The organism is Solibacillus sp. R5-41, from assembly GCF_002736105.1.
In the GTDB taxonomy this organism is placed as follows: domain Bacteria; phylum Bacillota; class Bacilli; order Bacillales_A; family Planococcaceae; genus Solibacillus.
On record NZ_CP024123.1, the window covers coordinates 1,793,047 to 1,814,564 of the forward strand.

Genomic DNA, 21,518 nt, shown 5'->3' on the forward strand with positions numbered 1-21,518 from the left:
TAACTTTAAACTATTTAATATTAAACTATCGGTGTTTGAGTTACATATATAACTATAATAGACCGATTAATTAAATGTGTCAATAATATGTATTTTTATTGATTAATCAATTAATTCAGCCCCTAATTAATAGAATTTTATGATAATATTAAATGGACAATTAATTCCTTGGTTACTATAAGTGCACTTTAAAAGGAGAGGTTAGTTTTGATTAGTCAATATCATGAAACTAAGGTTTGCAATAAAGTCGAAGCGGCTTATCAATTGATAGGAAAGAAATGGATGTGTTTCATCATCCATTCATTAATGAAAGGGCCAAAAAGATTTAGTGAAATAAACGCTACCATTCCAGAGCTAAGTAAGCGGATGCTAACGGAGAGAATGAAAGAGCTGGAGGAGAGCGACGTTGTACTGCGAAATGTCATAGCAGATCGCCCTGTACGTACAGAGTATTCTTTAACTACAAAAGGCTATGACTTAGGTCTAGCCCTTCGAACAGTGGAGAACTGGGCGGATCAATGGATGTAATTGATTGAATCAGCAAGGATCACTTTAGATACCCATTTACTGTTTTACACGTAGACTTATATGAATGTGGAAGTATACAAATGAATGGATTTATACATAATGTAGCATGTTAGTAATTATGAACAGCTACAGATAAAAAGGAGAGTTCACATTCATATGAAAAAAATAATGATTGCCATGTTATTAATCTCTCTATTTATAATGCCAAAACAAAGCCTTGCATTGAAATGTGTAGAGCCTTCTCCACCAAATATTGCTTACGATGAATATGATGCTGTTATAATTGGCGAGGTAGAAAAAATCAAAAAAAAAATTGGAGGAAAAGTTTTAACAATAAAAGTTCAAAAAAGTTTTAAAGGTGTAGATAAAAACATCATCAAAGTAAAAGAAGATCGTACATGGGGAAAAAGTCAGCTAAACTCCGAGTATTTATATTTTCTCAATAAAGAAGGGGAAAATTGGGTAAATCCACTTTGTTCTCCTACAACAAACGACACGAAAATAGCAGATGAATTTTTGGTTGATAGAGAAATTATTACTCTACAGAATGTCGATAGTAACGAAGATGAATTAAAAAGGTGGGGCTTAATTGTTTTTTCAGCAGCACTATTCACTATTGTATTGGTTGCTTTTTTTATAAAGAAAAGAAAGAACAAATAATTCGTTTCTGAACCAGTTGCATTATAAAAAAAGGCGAAAACCTGTAATTTGAAAGGTTTTCGCCTTATTTAAATAGTAGGCTGGTTGAAACTACTCGTTCATTCACAAAAATGGAATACTCAATCTGGACAGGTGAGTATTGATCAATTAACCAAGCTTGATAGTAAAGAAATTTTATTGCAAACTACCTACCAAAGACGAAATGGTATAAAATAGTAAATGTTCACATGTCGAAAGGGGGGCGGGATCATGTTTCCGAATTTACAAACAGAACGATTGATTTTAAGAGAAATTGAACTTCAAGATGCAGAGTATCTTTTTAAAATTTTTTCAGACGATGAAGTAACAAAATACTACGGAATGAAGACGTTTGAAAAGTTGGAACAAGCTGAAAAGTTAATTGAGGCATTTGCAATCGGTTTAAAAGAAAAAAAGGGAATCCGTTGGGGGATTGAAAGAAAAGGAACACCCGGAATTATCGGGACAATTGGCTTTAACTTATGGTCACCTGCACATAGGCGGGCAGAGGTTGGCTATGAGGTTCATCCTGATTTTTGGAGAACAGGCTACACATCGGAAGCATTAAAGAAAATAGTCGAATACGGTTTTCAGGAAATGAGGCTGACGCGTATAGGGGCGGTAGTTTTTCTAGAAAATGAAGCGTCAAATCAGTTGTTGATGAAACAAGGGTTTGAAAAAGAAGGACTGCTGAAAAACTATATGTATCAAAATAATAATGCCTATGATGTCAATATTTATTCAAAAGTTCTAGGAATAGATGATTTGCGAAAAAAAGCTTTCGATTCATTCTAATGAGAGAATATAACTGAATTTCCAAAATAAAAACGTATTCGCTTTTGATGAATACGTTTTTATAATTTAAACAACTTAAATTAAGCTGTTGTTGGAATTTGTAATGCCATTGCTGGTCCGAAAAATTCATAATGGATTTTTTCAGAGGCAACACCAAGTGCAACTAATTGCTCGATAACGGCTTCCATGAATGGTGAAGGACCACATACATAAACTTCAGAATCCGAAGTTAAGAATGGCTCAATTATTGCTTTTGTAACATAGCCTTCCGTATCGCTATAAATTGCTTTATACATACCATCTAACTGTGCAATTTTTTCCTCGATTGTTTCTTTAAACGCAGCTACGTTTTCGTTACGTGCACATTGAATGAACGAAGCTTTGCGACCTTGCATTGTATTTAACATACTTTGTAATGGGGTTACACCTACACCACCACTGATAAATAATACAGAGTTATCATTTTCCACTAATGTGAACACACCCGCTGGAGCACTCACTTCTATACCTAAACCAACTTCAGATGCATGTAAGAAGTTCGATACAACACCATTTGGATTATTATCATCTTCACGTTTTACAGAAATACGGTAATACTCTTCTGTGCCCTCTGTAATTGTATATTGGCGGTTCATTAAGAACTCTTCACCTGGTACTTGTACGCGGATGCTAATATATTGACCAGCTGTGAAAGCAGGAAGTATTACACCGTCAGCAGGCCGTAAATAAAATGATGTAACAGATTCGCTTTCATCTACTTTTTTAGCTATTGTAAACGCTTTAAATAAACGCCAGCCGCCTACATTTTCAGTTGCTTTGTATAAATCTTCTTCAACAGAAATAAATACGTCCGCAATAACTCCGTAAGCTTGTGCCCATGCATCAATAATTTCATCTGTCGCTGCGTCACCTAATACTTCTTTAATGGCAGCTAATAAATATTTTCCGACAATTGGATAATGCTCAGGTAAAATACCTAAACTACGGTGTTTGTGCGCAATTTGAACGACAGCAGGCACGATTGCTTCTAAATTTTCAATGTGTACGGCCGCTGCATAAACAGTATTTGCTAAAGCTGTTTGTTGGCGATCCTTCTTTTGGTTCGTGTGATTAAAAATGTTTAGTAACGCAGGATTATCATTAAATAAGTTCGAGTAAAAAGTTTTTGTAATGGCTACTCCGTGTACTTCCAATACCGGAACAGTGGCTTTAATCGTTTCAATTGTTTGTTTTGTTAACATGTTTGAACACGTCCCTTCGCAATCAATATACGACTAATTATAATTCAAAGCAATATATAAAATACATCTTTAACAAAACAGACACAAACATGTATGGGAAATACATGTTTAACAAAATAGACACAAACTTATATATAAAATACTTTTTTAAATTAAGCGATTGTAGTCGAACTTTCGGAAGGAAATGTTATACTAATACATAGAAAGTTGGTGGAACACGTGCGCTTAACAGTTTATACGGATTATTCTTTACGTACGCTTATGTATTTAGGCGTGCGAGGTCAAGAGCATTTAGCGACGATTCAAGAAATTGCAGATGCCTATCAAATTTCAAAAAACCATTTAATGAAGGTAACGTATGATTTAGGGCAGCTTGGCTACATTGAAACGATTCGCGGACGCGGTGGCGGGATTCGATTAGCAATGGCTCCTGAAGAAATAAACATTGGCGGGGTCGTAAGAAAAACGGAAGAGGACTTTCATCTCGTGGAATGCTTCAATCCAGAAAGTAACTTATGTAAAATCTCGGCAGAATGTCAGCTTAAAGGTGCATTGAATGAAGCGTTAAAAGCCTATATTGCGGTGTTAGATTCTTACACATTGGCCGATGTCATAACAACAAAAGATGCGCTCGCCAATTTATTTGGCATAACGAGAAACTAGTAAACGGATAATTGTTTACTAGTTTTTTTAATAAATAAAATGATAATCTTCTTATTATAATAGCGTATAGGTACATTAGCTAAAAATATTATACCTAAATTGTGTATATTTGCTAAAAATTAGGAAATTGTCTATATATCAATAGAAATTTACTCTGTTAAGTAAAAGTGAAGTTCGATAAAATAGAAGTTGTGAAACAATAGGTGGTGGATACGTGAAAAAAACAATCTTTATTACAGGGGCAACAAGTGGAATTGGGCTAGAAATGACGAAGCAATTGATTGCACAAGGTCATACCGTTTTTGCAACAGGTCGCAATCAGAGTGCACTAAAATCGTTGGAACATCTAGGGGCGGTGGCAATTCAAGCAGACTTACGAAATGTGGTGGATATTGACCGTGTCGTTGCCTTATTACCGGCAATTGATGTCGCTATTTTAAATGCAGGAATCGGCTATTTTGCGAGCGCGTTTGATTTGTTGGATGAAGAAGTAGATCAAATGCTAGAGCTTAATGTAAAAGCTCCCATTTATTTAGCAAAACGTTTATCTGCTCAGATGATGGAGCGAAATAGTGGGCATTTTATTTTCATCGGATCACAAGCAGGAAAAGTGGCAACAAAAAAAGCAAGTGTTTATGCAGCAAGTAAGCACGCCATTACCGGGTTCGTCAATGGATTACGCTTGGAGCTTGCTGAATATAAGATTGCTGTTACAGGCATTTACCCAGGGCCAATTGATACGCCATTTTTACAAAATGCGGATGCGACAAACGCTTATCGAGATGCCATTAGTAAGTTTCTAATTCAGCCAAGTAAAGTGGCTAGTGAAGTCGTTAAAGCAATTGAAACGAAGCCACGAGAAGTCAATTTACCGCGCATATTAGGAATCACAAGTAAAATGTATGCGGTCGCACCAAAAGTTGTGGAATTTTTCGGTAGTGGTTTTTTCAATAAAAAATAATAGGCAATTCAACAATCAGATTATTTTTTAAAATCAAATCATTAATAGGATACATAGTATACATGATGTAGTAACTTACTTATGAATCAAAAATGAGCTCTATTGAATAGGTGTCATTGTAAATCTCGTAATCTTCCACTTGATGTTTACAAAAGTGATGTTCTTGGGCAAGAGTAATACGAATAAATTTAATGAGAGAAGGTAAATGACGAAATGAAAAAAAGCGTTATGATCGGAATTATTGTGGCAATGCTTGCAATTGGTGGAGGAGCAACAGCCTTTTTCATCTTTAACAAATCGGGTAAGCAACAATATTTCCTTGCAGAAACAAAAACAATGGAAAAATCAATCGAGCTTTTCCAGGAGAAGTATGCAAATGAATATGAATGGTATGATAAGTCGAAAAATGACAAGACAGAATACGTGATGGATGTTTCCGCAAGCCCAGGGGAAAGTATGATGGCATTTTTAGATCCACAAATGCTTGATATTATTGAAAATTCTTCAATAAAACTTACGACTCAATCGGATATGAAAAAAGGCGAAATAATTGCAAATCTGGATGCAAAAGTGATGGATGTTGAATTTAACGATTTTATCATGTACTTAACGGCTGAAAAATTATTAATGTCCGTTCCATTTTTAAAAGACACAATTCAATTGAATGACAAAGATTTCGGAAAAGTGATGCGTATGGTGGATCCAAGCTATGAAGGTACCGAAACATTAGGGCTTGATCAAATGACAGGCAAAAATACATTATACTCAGATGAAATGGCGGAGTATTTGAAAACGGAATATTTGAAGTATTTCTATGAGGAGCTTCCTGAAGAAGCCTTTACAGTAGGCAATAAGGAAGAAGTAAAAATTGGTGAGAAAAAGCTAACTGGTGAAAAGGTTACAATGAAATTGACGGAGCAACAAGTGAAAGATCTTTTCGTTAATGTACTGGAAAAAGCGAAAAAGGATGACAAATTAGAGGAACTAATTAAAGGATTATATGAGCAAAGTACAGGAATGGCCATGACAACATTAGATATTGATTTCTCAAAAGAGATGGATACGGCTATTGATGAAATGATTCAAGGAATTAAAGATTCAAGCATTCCAAATGGTTTAACTTCGGAAATTTGGCATCAAAAAGATTTAATTGTTCAACGTCATTTTGAAATGAAAGTTGAAGAGGAAACAATCGTTATTGATGGCAAACAATCAATAGATGATGCAAAACAAATTTTTGAATATGAGATTGGCGATAAAACAGATAAAGTAAGTATTTCAGGCGATCTATCTTGGAAAGACCAAAAAGCGTTAGATACAATCACTGTGAAAGTTGATGGTGATGAGTCATTCCTACAATATAAAGGTGATGAATCACTAAAAGGCGATACACGTACGTTTTCAAGAACAATTTCGTTTGAAGATGGTTATTCAATCTACGCGATGGATTGGTCAGGGGAAGCAACACATGAAAAGGATCAAATGAAAGGGGATCATCAGTTTGCCATTTCGATGGATGAGAGCGAGCTATTAGGCTTAAATATCAATCAAACGGCAAAAGTGATTAAAGAAGTGAAATTTGATGCGGGCGAAAACGTAATCAATATTGGTGAAATGGACCAAGAAGCTTTCGATCAGTATATTAATGAAACATTATATGGGCAAGCAGAAAAGTGGTTCACTGTAAAATTTATGGAATTTGATAATCTTTTCAATTAACGAAATCAGGTGATGACGATGAAAAACCTTGTATTTTTCACACATCAATACTTGAAACAAATGAAGAAGAAGTGGTGGAAACTGCTTCTTCTTTTCGTGTTTCCATTGATATTTATCGCACTTTCCTTTGTGGCCATGACATCACTATTTGCGCATAGCGAACAACAAAAAATGTCGATTGCCATTGTCAATGAAGATTCTTCAAATGAGAGTCAGCTTTTGACACAACTGATTGTGACGGTTTTGAAAGAAAATACATATGTACATGCCGAACTCCTTTCAATGGAAGAAGCCGAAGCGAGGATGAAACAAAATGAAAGTACCGCCGCGATTATTTTCCCAATGAATTTCGCCGCAGATTTATATGAAGGGACTTCTGTAAAGCTTAACGTGCTCGGCAATCCACAGGAAAAAACGCAAAGCTTGGTGGTCAATGAACTCGTAGAAACCATTGCCCGTTATATTGCATCTGCGCAGGCGAATATTTTGACGGTGTATCATTATGCGCAAGAGACATCGATTTCACCGGAAGAGTTGGAAAGCTTAAAACTGGAGCTATTAATGGATTTTACATTTTATACAATGGGGAAAAGCAAAATTTTACGCGAACATGAATGGGTATTGCTGCCATTTGAAAATCCATTGCATTATTATTCATTCGCCATTTTATTTTGTTTAACAATCATTTGGTCGATTTTGCTATTCGTATTTTTATCGAAGCAAACATCAAAAAGCTTACAAGTACGTCTGAAGTTGTTTGGTGTTGCATTTTGGCAGGAGCATGTCGCGCGTATTTTCACGACATTTATGACGGTGCTCATTATCTCAAGTATCCTTTTTGTTATCGGACTTTCACAATTAGATATAAATTATTTTGCACTTGATTACATGAGAATCTTCTTATTTGTCAGCTTGCTCATATTGCTTACGCTCGTCTTATGCGCCATTTTTGATGTTGTTTTCCATTCTGATAAAGTGAAGCTACTCATCTCGTTATTTTTATGCGCGTTTCTCATTGCTGTGAGTGGGGCGGTTTTTCCGACGATTTATTTCCCCTATAGCTTACAACAAATGTTCCCGTATTTTTATACGTATGATAGTTGGAAATGGTTGACGGAGCTTATTTTTGAAGAACGTAACTTTGCATCCTATACAAAAAGCGGGTTTATGCTCGCCTTAGCACTCATCGTTTATAGTAGTCTCCTATATGTAAAGGGGAGGTTCGCGCGTTGAAAATATTCCTATATACAAGAATGCTGCTATTGAAAAAGCAGGCATTTTCTACGTTAATCTGGCTCGTAATGCCACTTGTTTTAACGATTGTGCTCGTCCAGTGGATGACTGATGTTATCGAGGATGGGCAAATTCCAATCGCCATAGTGGATGAAGACAACAGTGAGCTGTCAAAAGCATTTATTCAGGAGCTACAGCTAATCGACCCTTTAAACATTCAGGTAATGAGCAAGCAAAAAGCGCTGTACGCATTAGAAAAAAATCAGATGGATAGCGTATTTATTGTCAAGCGCAATTTTGAAAAACAATTGCGAAATAATAAACGAAATTATTTAATTGATGCTTATTCAACGAACCGGTCGTATTTTTACTTTGCGGTAAAAGAAAATATTAGTTCTCTTGCACAGCGCAAAGCGACGCAAGCAAAAGCAGCTCATGAAGTGAAAAATTTACTCAACAAATATAATAGTGATATTCACTGGTCGTTTGATGAAATCGTGGTGGAAGGTCAACAGCGTGAAGAACGCTATGAATTATTGACTGTTAATTTTTCCTTTTATAATAAATCTTCTACCCCTACTGAAAAAGATGTTTTACTGACTCCGTGGGGCATTTGGGCCTTTTTTACGCTCATTTCAACCTTTTATTTATTGGATTGGATCATAAAAGAATCCAATCATCCGGTCGTCGTGCGCTGGTTACAAACAAAAATATCTTATATCACTTTTTTTTTCAGTACATTAGGTGTCTATTTCTTGATTATGCTAGGTATGGATTTTTTGACATATCAATTATTAGAAACGCAATTTGTATGGTCTGAATTTTTAGCGATTGTCGTTTTTCGATTAAGTTGTGTTGCACTGGCTCTATTTGTCGCAGTACATATGAAAAATACGCTGGGCTATTATTTCATCACACCTATACTTACGTTACTACTCGCATTTCTTGGTGGTGCATTCATCCCAATAGAATCACTTGTTGTGAAATGGCCAATCTTGAGCGAGTTGAGCCCTGTTTATGCATTATTACAATGGGATGTTTCGCTCAGTTGGAGTTTTTTCATAGTGCTATTATGCATTTATGTGTATCGAAAGGAGTCGAGCCGTTTTGCTTGAAGTGAAAAATATTTCAAAAAGTTATCGGAGTCATGAAATTTTACAAAATGTTTCGATGCATATTTCGCGCGGTGAAGTAGTGGGGCTTGTCGGACAAAATGGCGCAGGGAAATCAACTCTTTTGCAGATTGTTGCAACAGCAATGAGCGCAAATTCCGGCGAGTTAATGCTAAATTCACTTTCCTATAAAGACAATTTAAAGGTTATACGTCGTCAAATCGGCTTTGTTCCACAAGAGGTCGCATTGTGGGAGCATATGACAGTTCGGGAAAATATGCTGTTTTTTGCCAAGCTCAGCTGGACAAAATTATCCGAGGAGCAATGCCGCGCAATTTGTTTAAATATGCAATTGCATGAATGGGATAAACAAGTAAGTGCATTATCCGGCGGCATGAAACGCAAGCTCAATATTGCATTAAGCCTTATTGATGATCCACAGCTCCTTATATTAGATGAGCCGACAGTAGGCATTGATTTAAAATCCAAAACGGAAATTGTGCGCTTCCTTATGCAGCAAGCAAAGGAGCACCAAAAAATGATTCTTTACACGTCTCATGATATGGAGGAAATTACGACCTACTGTGATCGGGTCTATATAATGGGAGAGGACTCATTTTACTATGAGTATTTACAGGGAAAGGGTATTTTTATTGAAAAAATGTAAAATTAACCTAATGGGTATGCTAGGCTAAATTAAGCATGAACGGACAAATTTTAGAAAAAAGCGACTTAAACGAGTATTCTGAAACATCTTGAAGTAGTAGTTTTCAGACATGGTGAAAAAGTCTAAAATTTTATATAAATACAGTTGCGTTTATTTTTATTCCATGTTACTATTCGTGTATAAAGTTTTATATAAATGTATAAACATACATAAAAGTTGGAGGCGATTTACATGGCAAACAAAAAAGTAGTGCTAGCATATTCAGGTGGCCTTGATACATCCGTAGCAATTCCATGGTTAACAGAACAAGGGTGGGACGTTATCGCAGTATGTCTTGACGTTGGCGAAGGGAAAGATTTAGAGTTCATTAAAAACAAAGCGCTTCAAGTAGGTGCGGTTGAATCATATATGGTGGATGCGAAAGATGAATTTGCAGAAGATTACGCATTAATTTCTTTACAAGGTCACACATGGTATGAACAAAAATATCCATTAGTATCAGCATTATCTCGTCCATTAATTTCAAAAAAATTAGTTGAAATTGCAAATGAAGTGAAGGCCGATGCAGTAGCGCATGGTTGTACGGGTAAGGGGAATGACCAAGTCCGTTTTGAAGTTTCGATTAAGGCGTTAAATCCAGATTTAGAAGTTTTAGCACCTGTACGTGAGTGGGGCTGGAGCCGTGATGAGGAAATCGAATACGCACAAAAGCATGGCGTTCCGATTCCCGCAACACTTGACTCACCATTTTCAATCGACCAAAACTTATGGGGTCGTGCGAATGAAGCGGGCGTAATGGAAGATCCTTGGGTAGCACCACCAGAAGAAGCGTATGGCTTAACTGTTGCACTTGAAAATACACCCAACGAAGCAGAAATCGTAGAAATCGAATTTGTAGCAGGTAAACCAGTTTCTTTAAATGGTACAGCTATGAAGCTAGCAGATTTAATTGAAAAATTAAATGAAGTAGCAGGTGCACATGGTATTGGACGTATTGACCATGTAGAAAACCGTTTAGTAGGAATTAAATCACGTGAAGTGTACGAAATTCCAGGTGCACAAGTGTTATTAACAGCGCATAAGGAATTAGAAGACATTACGCTTGTTAAAGAGCTTGCACATTTCAAGCCAATGATCGAGCATAAATTATCTGAAATCATTTACAACGGTTTATGGTTCAACCCAATCCGTACTGCTTTAGAAGCTTTCTTAAAAGAAACGCAAAAGTATGTAAATGGTACAGTTCGCGTAAAATTATTCAAAGGTCATGCGATTGTTGAAGGACGTAAATCACCAAATTCTTTATACTCTGAAGAATTAGCGACGTACTCAAAACATGACAAGTTCAATCATGCATCAGCAGTAGGCTTTATCGAATTATGGGGTATGCCTACAGTTGTAGCATCAGAAGTAGCTAAAAATAAATAATTTTAGTGGGTGAGCGATTCGCGTGTCGAGTCGCTTATTCTTATCAATTACGCCTCGGCGTAATTGCGTCCAGATTTTTTTCGAGCTTGCTCGAAAAGTTCCACTAAAAATCTGTGACATCCGCCGGGGGCATTAACTTGATTCAACAGGGGTACGGACCCAAACTGAATTAAGGTCATATTTGGCATTTATCCCCTTTATTATAGAAGTGGAAAATGAATGCTGAAACAAGTTAAATAGGAGTGTTGAATGATGGCGAAATTATGGGGCGGTCGTTTCCAAAAATCCGCAGAAGCTTGGGTAGATGAATTTGGGGCTTCTATCGGCTTTGACCAACAATTAGTGCTGGAAGATCTAGAAGGCTCAGTAGCACACGTTACGATGCTCGGTGCACAGGAGATTTTACCGCATGAAGATGTCGAGAAAATTTTAGCGGGGTTAGCGCAATTAAAAGTAAAGGCAGAAGCAGGAGAGCTTGAATTTTCTGTTGCCAATGAGGATATTCATTTAAATTTAGAAAAAATGCTGATTGACTTGATTGGTCCAGTAGGTGGCAAACTTCATACAGGGCGTTCTCGTAATGACCAAGTGGCAACAGATATGCATTTATTCTTAAAAAAACGTGTTCCTGAAGTGATTGGTTTAATTGAAAGCTTCCAAACAACAATTATTGATCAAGCACAGCAACACGTTGAAACGATTGCACCGGGCTATACGCATTTACAACGTGCACAGCCAATTTCATTTGCGCATCATTTAATGGTTTATTTCTGGCAGCTACAACGCGATAAAGAGCGTTTTGGTGAATCAATGAAGCGTATTGATATTTTACCATTAGGTGCAGGCGCGATGGCAGGTACAACTTTCCCAATTGATCGCTTAAAATCAGCGGAATTGCTTGGTTTTAGTGATGTGTATGCGAATTCAATGGATGCTGTTAGTGACCGTGACTTTATCGTAGAATTTTTATCAAATTCAGCGCTGTTAATGACGCATTTATCACGCTTTGCGGAAGAAATAATCATTTGGTCTACGGATGAATTTAAATTTATCGAGCTTGATGATGCATTTTCTACGGGTTCATCAATCATGCCACAAAAGAAAAATCCAGATATGGCGGAGTTGATCCGTGGTAAGGCAGGACGTGCATTTGGTAATTTGGTAGGCCTACTAACGGTTTTAAAAGGGACACCACTTACGTATAACAAAGATATGCAAGAGGACAAAGAGGGCATGTTCGATACGATGGAAACTGTACTAGGCTCACTTAAAATTTTCGAAGGTATGGTCCGTACGATGACGGTCAATACGGCACGTTTACATAGCGCTGTACATTCGGACTTCTCAAATGCGACGGAACTTGCGGATTATTTAGCAACTAAAGGTATGCCATTCCGCGAAGCTCATGAAGTAACAGGGAAATTAGTATTCACCTGCATTCAGCAAGGCATTTACTTACTGGACCTACCGTTAGCGGAAATGCAAAATGAATCGGCATTAATCGAACAAGATATTTACGACGTGCTGGCACCAGAAGCGGCGGTAAGTCGTCGTAATTCACTTGGTGGTACAGGCTTTGAACAAGTGAAAATTCAATTACAACAAGCAAAAGCATTATTAGGCTAATTATGAAATCCCGTTCTGTAAATGTAAGCAGAGCGGGATTTTTTCGTTTGGTAATGGATGGGGTTTGATGGGGAAACGGAAAGAAAGCTTGAACTGAGGATAGAAATGTGAAAGTGATGGATAGAAAGACAAAACTGACGGATAGAGAAAATACACTGGACAAGTAATTATTTTGAACACCCGAAACAATTGACGCTCGCGATTATCGAAATTCCGGTTCAAATAATCGAACAGTGATGAAGTTTTCCATTTCAAAACACTCACACCCTTGAACTATTTAATAAAACACATTAAGCTTAGAGTAAAACTTGATTAGAAATGAGGAAAATAATGATTTCACTAATTGTAGCGCATGATAAAAACTATGTAATCGGCTATGAAAACTCAATGCCGTGGCATTTACCAGGAGATTTACAGTATTTCAAGGAAATGACGATGGGCAAGCCAATTATTATGGGGAGAAAAACATTTGAATCAATCGGTCGTCCGCTACCAGGTCGTCGCAATATTGTCATTACGCGAAATGCGGATTATGAAGCACAAGGCGTTGAAGTAGTAGGAAGCTTAGATGAGGCACTGTTACTTGTAAAAGATGTAGAGGAAATAATGATTATTGGCGGTGCTCAAATATTCGAGCAAGCAATGACGATAGCCGATAAATTATACATTACTGTAATCCATCATGAATTTAACGGGGATACGTATTTCCCGAAATATGAACAGTGGCAACGTACCTCATGTCAGGAAACGATCACTGCAAAAGAAGGTTACACATTCCAGTACTGTATATATGAAAAATAATAAAACAGCTGTCACCAATCATAGTAGTAGAATGGTGGCAGCTGTTTTTTTTCAATTATTGAATGAATCGGATTAAGGCTCAATGATGGGTTCTTCTTCAAGATGTGCATTCAGCTTGGCACTAATATCATGAAGCTCTCCGTCATCGAAAATATAGTACCATAAGCCATCTTTTCGAATACCTTCGCCTTTTTCAAATTGGATTTGCTCAATATTTTTATCTAGTTTGCCATAAAGCTTTTGTAAAGCTAAAATTTGTTTTTGAGAGAAATTCATTGAAACATTATCGCCCATTACTTCAAAAATATCGTCAAGCTTCAATAGGATAGAAGGATTTTTAGCCTTTGCAAAAAGAGCCTCTAATAATTGTTTTTGACGAAGCTGGCGACCAAAATCACCGCGCGGATCCTCGTAGCGAATACGAGAGAATATTAATGCTTCCTCACCATTTAGTGAAATATTTCCTTTTGGGAACGTATATTCATTACGGATTAGTTCCATATCGTTATTCACCTCGATATTACCGAGTACGTCGATGATGGATAAAAAGCCTTCCATATTGACTGCCACATAAAAATCAATTGGAATATCGAGTGCTTCTTCTACTGTTGCTATAGACATTGGAATGCCACCACGCGCATAGGCATGATTGATTTTTTCAGTTGTCCCGTTTCCGACAATCTCCACACGAGAATCACGCGGAATACTCAACATTTTCATCGTGCCTAAATCGGGATTGACAGTTACGACAATCATCGTATCCGTACGTCCTGTATCGTTTTCCCGCTCATCAATCCCGAGCAATAATACGGAGAATGGATCAATATGCGGTAAAATATCTGGGATTTTTTCAGATGTAGAATCACCTGTAGTGTTCATTTTTGAAATTGCATTTTGGAATGAATTGTAATAATAAAAAATCGTTCCACCAACCCCTAAAGCCAGTATTAATAGCGACCATAATACGATTTTAGTTATTTTTGATCTCTTTTTAGATGTATTGCGTAATTTTCTTTCAGTCATCGGACAAAACCTTTCTTCATATAAATCGATGTTACTAGTCCAAGACGAAGTTCCTATCGTTTTGGTTGCAGGCACACTGGAGCCTACTATTTTGATTATCCGATAAATGATTTGAAAAGGAAAGAAATATACATTCAATAAATGGAATTTTTCAAAAATATACCATTATTTTCTACATGAAGAAATAAATACAGCTTACCATACAGCCACAGCCCATAATGACAAACAGATGCCAAATTGCATGATTATACGGCAACCGCGTCCATGCGTAAAAAATCGCACCGAACGTAAAAAATAGTCCGCCAGCTAGTAACAGTAAAAAGCCATCCCATTGTAAATAAGCATAAATCGGCTTAACAGCAAAAATAATGAGCCAGCCCATGACTAAATACAGCAGGAGTGAAACGCGTTCAAAGCGATGGATAAATAAAAATTTAAAAACGACGCCAAAAATTGCAAGTCCCCAAATAATACAAAGTAATACAAAACCTAATGTACCGCCGATCGCAATTAATAAGAACGGTGTATATGTCCCGGCAATCAATAAATAAATGCAGGAATGATCCAAAATAGCAAAAATCCGTTTGTACCTCAGTGGTACACTATGTAAAAGCGTCGACATTAAAAACAAGAGAATTAATGTTGTCCCAAAAATAGAATAAGAAACAATATGCATAGCCGTCCCATGTTGAGCTGCATAAATAATTAATAAAACACACGCTGGAATGCTTAAAATGAATCCAAATCCATGTGTTATTGCATTCCATAGTTCCTCTTTTACATTTTTATAATCAATTGCGTACTCATGTTGCATTTTTCATCACTCCTTTCATAATTTCACTATAATAAAATAAACGCAGAGTAAATATTGTAATTTGTCATTTTGTTATACTAAAATATGTCATGGTAGAAAGATGATAATTTAAGGGTTTATTGAATGACAAATGTCATATTGGTAAATAATTATTTATTAATTATACTTAAAGAGAAGAAATATAAAGGATGTGTAAACATTGGGACAAATTCATATTGTAACGGATTCAACATGTGATTTAACTGATGAGGAGATTAAGCGACATGGGATTCATATTGTTCCATTATCAGTTCAAATTAATGGGAAAACGTATAAAGACCGCATTGATTTACAACCAGATACATTTATGGATTTAATGCGTAGTGCGGAAGAGCTTCCAAAAAGCTCACAGCCAGCCCCAGGTGTTTTTAAGGAAATTTACGATGAACTTGGAAAAGACGGGTCCCAGATTATTTCGATACATATGACGGGTGGTATGAGTGGGACGGCCCAATCAGCGCATCAAGCATCAGAAATGACGGATTCGGATGTAACGGTTATTGATTCTCGCTATATTGCGTTTGGGTTAGCTTTCCAATTGCGTGAAGTAATTCGTTTACGTGATGCAGGAGCAACGGTTGAAGAAATCTTGTCATCAGTGGAAAAAGTACGTGAAAATACACGTTTATTTGTAGTACTCGATACACTGGATAACATGGTAAAAGGGGGCCGCATCGGAAAAGGAAAAGCCGTCGTAAGCTCTTTATTAAATATTAAACCGATCGGCCATTTAGATATCGGAGAAGTGACAATTTGTGCAAAGCCACGTAGTCACAAGCAAGTTATCAAATTTTTGATGGGCGAATTTGAAAAAGATACGGCTGGAAAAACGGTCAAATCAATCGGAATTTCTCATGCGAATTCTATTGAAACATTAGTTAATCCATTAATCGAACAAATAAAAGCAACAGGCTATGAAAAGGAAATTGAAGTTGCTTATACATCACCTGTTATTAGTACACATACAGGTGAAGGCGCAATTGGCTTTATGTATTACGCTGAATAAATTGTAATATGGTACAAGTACTCTAATCTGATTCACAGGATTAGGGTACTTTTTTTGGGATGAATAAAAACTTGAAAAATCAAGGCAGTTAATTGTTCCAATTGAAGAAAAATAACCTATAATGGAATAATAAAGAATTGAAGGGGAATTTTTATGTGGCGATTTGTTTTCATCTTCATTTTTGTGTTAAGTCTCGCGGGATGCTCGGTTACGATCGATCAAAAAAATAGTGAGCCTAAAGATAATGAGCTCAATCAAGAAGAGCAGCAACTAGACGACACGAAAGTGACTGAATCCACAATTGAACAGGAAAGTGAACAATATCAGGACTCGAATGGATTCGTTGATTTACTTGAAAATGTGTTTAATATAGATTGGTCTACTAGGGTCGATGTAGAGGCAAGAGATGTGAAGTATTTAGCGTTGGGAGACTCCTTAACAAGAGGCATTGGGGATGAGACAAAGGAATTTGGATACACAATTAGACTTCAAAAGGAACTTGAGAAATGGTCCGCGGTTAAAGAGGTGGAGCTAGATAATCGAGGGAAAAATGGGCGCCGCAGTGATCAATTATTAGCACTCTTGCAAAAGGGGCATTATGATGAGGAAATAGCAGGTGCAGACTTGATTACGGTGACACTTGGTGGCAATGATGTCATGAAGGTTGTTAAGAAAAATATATTTAAGTTACAAAAAACGATGTTTGATAAAGAAGTACCGAAATTTACTGCCAACTATGAAGAAATTATGGCTGAAATTCGTATGAGAAATCCGGAAGTACCGATTATTTTGGTTGGTTTTTATAACCCCTTCTCCATAATCGTCGATGAAATTACACCATTCGAACCAATCGTCCGTGAGTGGAATACCACTATTGAGGATTTAGCAAAACAGGATGAAAATGCATGTTTTGTTTCGATTGAGGATTTATTTACATCAAATGAGGACATGGTATATCATGTAGACTTCTTTCATCCGAATAGTGCTGGCTATGACCGGATGACGAGACGAATTATCGAAACGATGCAGCAATGTAATATTAAACAAATGTCGGATGGTTTATTTGGTTTTGAGGAGTGGGAAAATGAATAGGTGGAAGATTGCATTTTTAATCCTTGCTGGGGCGATTATTTTCGCCGCAGCTGGACTTTTTTATTATGCTACGGCAGATGTGGAGCAGGCGGTCATACAAGATCCAGTGCATCCAAAAGGCAATGTGCTAACGGTGGAAACGACGGCAAAAGAATTTGAAGCAATTGCAAAAAAATATTTAAGTGACGAAATGAAAAAAACGCCGATCCAATTGGAAATGGCTATTGAGGATAAAATTTATTTATACAGCACATTAAAGGCTTTTAATGTGGAAGTACCGATTCAAATGGATTACGAACCGATTGTGAAAGATGGTAACATTATTTTGAAGCAAACGGCTGTGCATGTTGGAAAAGCCAATATTTCTCCAAAAGCGGTGCTGAAGCTGATTCATGGTAACGTAGAATTTCCCACTTGGATAACGGTTCAACCGAATGACGAGCAAATTTATGTTGATTTATCGCTTATCAATATTGCATCGGGTTCAAGGGTGCGTGCAAAAGAAATTGATTTAGCAAAAGATAAAATATTGTTAGAAGTAATCATACCAAATGAAAAGAAGTAGGGAGGCAGTTGAACGATGACAACACAATTAGCAACGTTCGCAGGAGGATGTTTTTGGTGCATGGTGAAGCCGTTCGATGAGCAGCCTGGCATTAATAGTGTCCTATCGGGTTATACCGGGGGACATGTTGAAAATCCGACGTACGAGCAAGTTTGTAGTGAAACAACGGGCCATTTGGAGGCGGTGCAAATTGCCTTTGATCCAGAATTGTACCCGTATGAGCAGCTTGTGGAACTGTACTGGACTTTAATTGATCCAACTGATGCAGGCGGACAATTTTATGACCGAGGGGAATCGTATTCAACGGCCATTTTTTATGAAAATGAACAGCAAAAAGAAATTGCAGAAGCATCGAAAGCCCGTCTTGAAGCGAGTGGGAAATTTCTTACACCGGTTGCAGTGAAAATCCTTCCTGCTAAGACATTTTATAAGGCGGAGGAATACCATCAGCACTATTACAAGAAAAATCCTGCACATTACAATCGCTATTCAGTCGGTTCAGGTCGCGTAGCATTTATTGAAAAGCATTGGGGGGGAAAAGAACATGAATAAAGAACAGCGCTTAAAAGAATTAACGGAACTACAATATTATGTGACACAACAGCAAGGAACCGAACCACCGTTTCGCAATGAGTTTGATCAGCATTTTGAACAGGGTATTTATGTTGACATCGTATCAGGGAAGCCATTATTCAGCTCAAAGGACAAGTATGATGCAGGTTGTGGTTGGCCCGCTTTCACAAAGCCATTAGATGTACCTGAAGTTACGGAGCACTTTGATAGCACACATGGCATGCGCCGAGTAGAGGTTCGCAGTAAAACAGCCGATTCCCATTTAGGACATGTCTTCCCAGATGGACCAAAAGAATATGGTGGAATGCGCTATTGTATCAACTCAGCCGCATTGCGCTTCATACCTGTTTCAAAATTGCAGGACGAAGGTTACGGTGAGTACGTAGCCTATTTTGAATAAAAGAAAAAACTTACGAAATGTGGAAGCTTCGTAAGTTTTTTTTGTTGTGCCTGGCATGTTGAATTTACTGAAAGCGTAAAATCAATTACGGCTTGGGTTACTGTATTCTAGATTTTTTTCGAGCTCTCTCGAAAAGCGCCCTTTAAAAATTTGTGACATCCGATGAGGCAATGGGCAAACGTGATGTTGGTCACAAAGGCGTTGCCGCACGATGCGGCGTCATTAGCCTAGTTCCTCCATTAAGTCGGGGTTCGAACACCCACTGTAGTAACTTGCATATTTAGCATTCATCTCCCACTCGTATAGAAGTAGGGGACTTCTGCTGAATCAAATTAAATTTTAAATTCATTCACAACACTTCTTAAATCATCGGCCTGCGTTGCGAGATCTACTGCAGAAGCATTGATTTGCTGCATGGAAGAAGAGCCTTGTGTAGCTGCAGCAGCACTTTTTTCTGTATTCGACGCTGTATTTTCAGCAATCGCTGTTACGTGGACGAAAGAAGCTGTAACGTCGTGACTATTTAATAGAGTTTGTTCAATTTGTTCCACCATATGGCTTAAAATCGTTGATGTCGTCTCGGTTTGTTTCAAAATATTTTGAAGTGAATTGGTCGTTTCGTTTGCTACCTCGACACCACGAATAACTGTTTGTACGCCGGTTACGTTTTGCTCAATAATCGAACTGACTTCACTTTGAATCGAGCCAACAATCGTTGACACCTTGCTCGCAGCCAATTGAGATTGCTCGGCTAATTTACGCACTTCATTCGCTACAACGGCAAATCCACGACCATGCTCACCAGCTCTTGCCGCCTCAATTGCCGCATTTAATGCCAGTAAATTTGTTTGTTCAGCAATGGCGGTAATGGTGCCAATAATCGACGTGATGTCCGTTGATTTACGACCTAAAGCTTCTACTGTAGCCGATGTACTCGCCATCGTTTCTTCTATTTCTAACATCACATTGGATGATTGCGTAACGGATTGACTGCCGATATACGCGGCATTTTTCATCTCGATAGATGCCTGCTGTACTTCACGTGCTTTTTCCGTTAACTCATGCATTGATTGCTCCAACGTGTGCATTTCATTTGCTGCAACGCCAATTCTTTTCATAATTTCTGTACTATCATTGGCAATGTCCAATGTCGAATTAGCAATGGAATTAATGGTGTGCGAATTTTCATCGGCTAAGGCCATTAGCTCCTGAGAACTGCCCGACACATTTTCAGCTAAGTTCGAAACACGTTTAACTAATGTTGAAATCGAATCAATTAAAATATTTGTTGAATCGGCAATTTGCGCGAACTCGTCCTTCGTTTTTACTTGAACGCGACGTGTTAAATCGCCACCAGCCTGTGCAATATCAATAATGGAATGATTGATGGCATGCGTATTACGTCGAATCGATTTAGATAAAACGATACTTAATGAAATCGTAATAAACATAGCTATAGCGGACAAAATGAAAAATGATATTTTTGAAGCAAGTGCAAACGCTTCCAATTCTAAAATGGTCTTCTCATTATTTTGCTCTAATAAACTAATTAGCGTTGCTGTATGTTCATCGATGTAATTTTTGAAATTTTGACTTCCGCTATTTTTGAATAAGGTTGCCGCATTTTCATACCCGTATTTTTGACGCACTTCAATTGTCGTATTAGAATAAGAAATATAATTCAAGTAGAATTGTTTAATCGAACTCGCTGCTTTTGCTTCTTCTTCACGATTTTCAAGCGAAGCAAGGATCGTTTCTAAATTGGTATCAATGAGTGATTTAGTCTTTTCAAATGCTTGTAAATATTTTTCATCACCTGTAATTAAAAATGTTTGTTCATGACTAGTAAGCTTAGCAATATCACTTGCTAAACTGTTGATTTGCATTTGTTCTTTTAAATTTTCATCAGCAAAGTCTCTAAGACTATTTTGCAAATTTGTGATATTAATATAAGATAAAATTTGCATCGCGATAATAATCGTCAATAATGTAGAAAAGCTTAAAATAATTCTACCACGAATCGAATGCAAGAAAAAAAAATTCGATTTCGTTTTTTTAGATGCTTTCTTGCTTTTTTCTGCTTGGCGATTAGATTTTTTTCTCTTAAGCAAAAAACTCACCACTTTCTGAATAATCGATATTTTATTTTATTACTATTCTACTACATAAATTTCATAATTTATACAATATATTGTAAATAATGTAAACTAGGAGGAATACTATTGGAAAAATCATTTTATCACTATGCTATAACGTTTCGAGGGGGAGATTGGTCTGATAATAAGACTAAATTTTCGGAAAGTATGTTCATTGATCCTGGGTTTCCGAAAACTTCATCAAATTTCGACGAACTTTCTTCTTATATTGAATTGCAATCTAATGAGTATTTGACAACATCAGCCTTCGATGAGCTGTGGGATTTGTATGCGCTGAAGTATGATATATGATTTATTGCATCGGTTGAACAAATAATTCTATGGTAAAAATAATTAATCTTCAGATTTGATTAAAAATGAAACTATCTAATCCCTTGAACGTAAATTTATTTAAGAAA

The 21,518-nt window shown here is 37.0% G+C and carries 22 protein-coding genes; 18 read left to right on the forward strand and 4 right to left on the reverse strand.

The window, feature by feature from the left end; genetic code table 11:
• Positions 1-207 precede the first annotated feature (207 nt).
• The 3 genes from CSE16_RS08505 (at position 208) to CSE16_RS08515 (ending at position 2,001) form a co-directional block, all read left to right on the forward strand.
• Positions 208-528 carry a winged helix-turn-helix transcriptional regulator gene (locus tag CSE16_RS08505; protein WP_371514594.1) on the forward strand — a complete coding sequence of 107 codons (321 nt, stop codon included), beginning with the start codon at positions 208-210 and terminating at the stop codon, positions 526-528.
• 156 nt (positions 529-684) lie between these two features.
• Complete coding sequence (locus tag CSE16_RS08510) at positions 685-1,188, forward strand: hypothetical protein (protein WP_099423506.1); 504 nt, start codon at positions 685-687, stop codon at positions 1,186-1,188.
• Positions 1,189-1,437: 249 nt separating this feature from the next.
• Positions 1,438-2,001 (forward strand): GNAT family N-acetyltransferase, encoded by a 564-nt coding sequence (locus CSE16_RS08515; protein WP_099423507.1) that lies wholly within the window; start codon positions 1,438-1,440, stop codon positions 1,999-2,001.
• A gap of 80 nt (positions 2,002-2,081) precedes the next feature.
• On the opposite strand, the gene hmpA is transcribed toward CSE16_RS08515, so the two are convergent.
• Positions 2,082-3,242: an NO-inducible flavohemoprotein gene (gene hmpA, locus CSE16_RS08520; RefSeq protein WP_099423508.1), complete on the reverse strand. Its 1,161-nt coding sequence runs from the start codon at positions 3,240-3,242 to the stop codon at positions 2,082-2,084.
• A gap of 219 nt (positions 3,243-3,461) precedes the next feature.
• Between hmpA and CSE16_RS08525 the strand changes: the two genes are divergently transcribed.
• The 9 genes from CSE16_RS08525 (at position 3,462) to CSE16_RS08565 (ending at position 13,452) form a co-directional block, all read left to right on the forward strand.
• Complete coding sequence (locus CSE16_RS08525) at positions 3,462-3,905, forward strand: RrF2 family transcriptional regulator (protein WP_172954369.1); 444 nt, start codon at positions 3,462-3,464, stop codon at positions 3,903-3,905.
• Between the two features lie 214 nt (positions 3,906-4,119).
• Positions 4,120-4,866, forward strand: a complete 747-nt coding sequence (locus CSE16_RS08530; protein WP_099423510.1) for an SDR family NAD(P)-dependent oxidoreductase — start codon at positions 4,120-4,122, stop codon at positions 4,864-4,866.
• Positions 4,867-5,079: 213 nt separating this feature from the next.
• Positions 5,080-6,585, forward strand: coding sequence for a DUF6583 family protein (locus CSE16_RS08535; RefSeq protein WP_099423511.1), 1,506 nt, complete (start codon positions 5,080-5,082; stop codon positions 6,583-6,585).
• An 18-nt stretch (positions 6,586-6,603) separates the two neighbouring features.
• Positions 6,604-7,818, forward strand: coding sequence for an ABC transporter permease (locus CSE16_RS08540; protein ID WP_157764774.1), 1,215 nt, complete (start codon positions 6,604-6,606; stop codon positions 7,816-7,818).
• Complete coding sequence (locus CSE16_RS08545) at positions 7,815-8,933, forward strand: ABC transporter permease (RefSeq protein ID WP_099423513.1); 1,119 nt, start codon at positions 7,815-7,817, stop codon at positions 8,931-8,933. The genes CSE16_RS08540 and CSE16_RS08545 overlap by 4 nt, the downstream gene beginning before the upstream one ends.
• Before the next feature lies 1 nt (position 8,934).
• Positions 8,935-9,597: an ABC transporter ATP-binding protein gene (locus CSE16_RS08550; protein ID WP_371514644.1), complete on the forward strand. Its 663-nt coding sequence runs from the start codon at positions 8,935-8,937 to the stop codon at positions 9,595-9,597.
• Positions 9,598-9,828: 231 nt separating this feature from the next.
• The gene (locus CSE16_RS08555) at positions 9,829-11,025 is read left to right on the forward strand and encodes an argininosuccinate synthase (protein ID WP_099423515.1); all 1,197 of its coding nucleotides are present in this window, start codon (positions 9,829-9,831) and stop codon (positions 11,023-11,025) included.
• Positions 11,026-11,277: 252 nt separating this feature from the next.
• Positions 11,278-12,651, forward strand: a complete 1,374-nt coding sequence (gene argH, locus CSE16_RS08560; protein ID WP_099423516.1) for an argininosuccinate lyase — start codon at positions 11,278-11,280, stop codon at positions 12,649-12,651.
• Between the two features lie 330 nt (positions 12,652-12,981).
• Positions 12,982-13,452, forward strand: coding sequence for a dihydrofolate reductase (locus CSE16_RS08565; RefSeq protein ID WP_099423517.1), 471 nt, complete (start codon positions 12,982-12,984; stop codon positions 13,450-13,452).
• 72 nt (positions 13,453-13,524) lie between these two features.
• On the opposite strand, the gene CSE16_RS08570 is transcribed toward CSE16_RS08565, so the two are convergent.
• Both CSE16_RS08570 and CSE16_RS08575 read right to left on the reverse strand, forming a co-directional pair.
• Positions 13,525-14,475: an LCP family glycopolymer transferase gene (locus tag CSE16_RS08570; RefSeq protein WP_099423518.1), complete on the reverse strand. Its 951-nt coding sequence runs from the start codon at positions 14,473-14,475 to the stop codon at positions 13,525-13,527.
• Between the two features lie 172 nt (positions 14,476-14,647).
• Positions 14,648-15,289: a PAQR family membrane homeostasis protein TrhA gene (locus CSE16_RS08575; protein WP_099423519.1), complete on the reverse strand. Its 642-nt coding sequence runs from the start codon at positions 15,287-15,289 to the stop codon at positions 14,648-14,650.
• A gap of 199 nt (positions 15,290-15,488) precedes the next feature.
• On the opposite strand from CSE16_RS08575, the gene CSE16_RS08580 reads away from it, so the two are divergent.
• The 5 genes from CSE16_RS08580 (at position 15,489) to msrB (ending at position 18,964) form a co-directional block, all read left to right on the forward strand.
• Complete coding sequence (locus tag CSE16_RS08580) at positions 15,489-16,334, forward strand: DegV family protein (RefSeq protein ID WP_099423520.1); 846 nt, start codon at positions 15,489-15,491, stop codon at positions 16,332-16,334.
• Positions 16,335-16,487: 153 nt separating this feature from the next.
• A complete protein-coding gene (locus tag CSE16_RS08585; RefSeq protein ID WP_099423521.1) occupies positions 16,488-17,426 on the forward strand; it encodes a GDSL-type esterase/lipase family protein in 939 nt (312 codons plus the stop codon).
• Entirely contained in the window at positions 17,419-17,991 is a 573-nt protein-coding gene (locus CSE16_RS08590; RefSeq protein WP_099423522.1) for a YpmS family protein, read from the forward strand. The genes CSE16_RS08585 and CSE16_RS08590 overlap by 8 nt, the downstream gene beginning before the upstream one ends.
• Before the next feature lie 15 nt (positions 17,992-18,006).
• The gene (msrA, locus tag CSE16_RS08595; protein WP_099423523.1) at positions 18,007-18,543 is read left to right on the forward strand and encodes a peptide-methionine (S)-S-oxide reductase MsrA; all 537 of its coding nucleotides are present in this window, start codon (positions 18,007-18,009) and stop codon (positions 18,541-18,543) included.
• Positions 18,536-18,964 (forward strand): peptide-methionine (R)-S-oxide reductase MsrB, encoded by a 429-nt coding sequence (msrB, locus tag CSE16_RS08600; RefSeq protein WP_099423524.1) that lies wholly within the window; start codon positions 18,536-18,538, stop codon positions 18,962-18,964. Before msrA ends, msrB begins: the two co-directional genes overlap by 8 nt.
• Before the next feature lie 332 nt (positions 18,965-19,296).
• Here the strand turns inward: msrB and CSE16_RS08605 are convergent, their stop codons facing one another.
• Positions 19,297-21,084: a methyl-accepting chemotaxis protein gene (locus CSE16_RS08605; protein WP_099423525.1), complete on the reverse strand. Its 1,788-nt coding sequence runs from the start codon at positions 21,082-21,084 to the stop codon at positions 19,297-19,299.
• 102 nt (positions 21,085-21,186) lie between these two features.
• Here CSE16_RS08605 and CSE16_RS08610 point away from each other — a divergent pair, with 102 nt between their 5' ends.
• The gene (locus tag CSE16_RS08610; RefSeq protein WP_099423526.1) at positions 21,187-21,411 is read left to right on the forward strand and encodes a YozE family protein; all 225 of its coding nucleotides are present in this window, start codon (positions 21,187-21,189) and stop codon (positions 21,409-21,411) included.
• The last annotated feature ends 107 nt before the right edge of the window (positions 21,412-21,518 follow it).

Bases quoted from the DNA above. Each gene is read 5' to 3' on its own strand.
- CSE16_RS08510 (WP_099423506.1), top strand. From the start codon at position 685: ATGAAAAAAATAATGATTGCCATGTTATTAATCTCTCTATTTATAATG.
- CSE16_RS08515 (WP_099423507.1), top strand. From the start codon at position 1,438: ATGTTTCCGAATTTACAAACAGAACGATTGATTTTAAGAGAAATTGAA.
- hmpA (WP_099423508.1), bottom strand. From the start codon at position 3,242: ATGTTAACAAAACAAACAATTGAAACGATTAAAGCCACTGTTCCGGTA.
- CSE16_RS08535 (WP_099423511.1), top strand. From the start codon at position 5,080: ATGAAAAAAAGCGTTATGATCGGAATTATTGTGGCAATGCTTGCAATT.
- CSE16_RS08540 (WP_157764774.1), top strand. From the start codon at position 6,604: ATGAAAAACCTTGTATTTTTCACACATCAATACTTGAAACAAATGAAG.
- CSE16_RS08555 (WP_099423515.1), top strand. From the start codon at position 9,829: ATGGCAAACAAAAAAGTAGTGCTAGCATATTCAGGTGGCCTTGATACA.
- argH (WP_099423516.1), top strand. From the start codon at position 11,278: ATGGCGAAATTATGGGGCGGTCGTTTCCAAAAATCCGCAGAAGCTTGG.
- CSE16_RS08565 (WP_099423517.1), top strand. From the start codon at position 12,982: ATGATTTCACTAATTGTAGCGCATGATAAAAACTATGTAATCGGCTAT.
- CSE16_RS08570 (WP_099423518.1), bottom strand. From the start codon at position 14,475: ATGACTGAAAGAAAATTACGCAATACATCTAAAAAGAGATCAAAAATA.
- CSE16_RS08575 (WP_099423519.1), bottom strand. From the start codon at position 15,289: ATGCAACATGAGTACGCAATTGATTATAAAAATGTAAAAGAGGAACTA.
- CSE16_RS08585 (WP_099423521.1), top strand. From the start codon at position 16,488: ATGTGGCGATTTGTTTTCATCTTCATTTTTGTGTTAAGTCTCGCGGGA.
- CSE16_RS08590 (WP_099423522.1), top strand. From the start codon at position 17,419: ATGAATAGGTGGAAGATTGCATTTTTAATCCTTGCTGGGGCGATTATT.
- msrA (WP_099423523.1), top strand. From the start codon at position 18,007: ATGACAACACAATTAGCAACGTTCGCAGGAGGATGTTTTTGGTGCATG.
- msrB (WP_099423524.1), top strand. From the start codon at position 18,536: ATGAATAAAGAACAGCGCTTAAAAGAATTAACGGAACTACAATATTAT.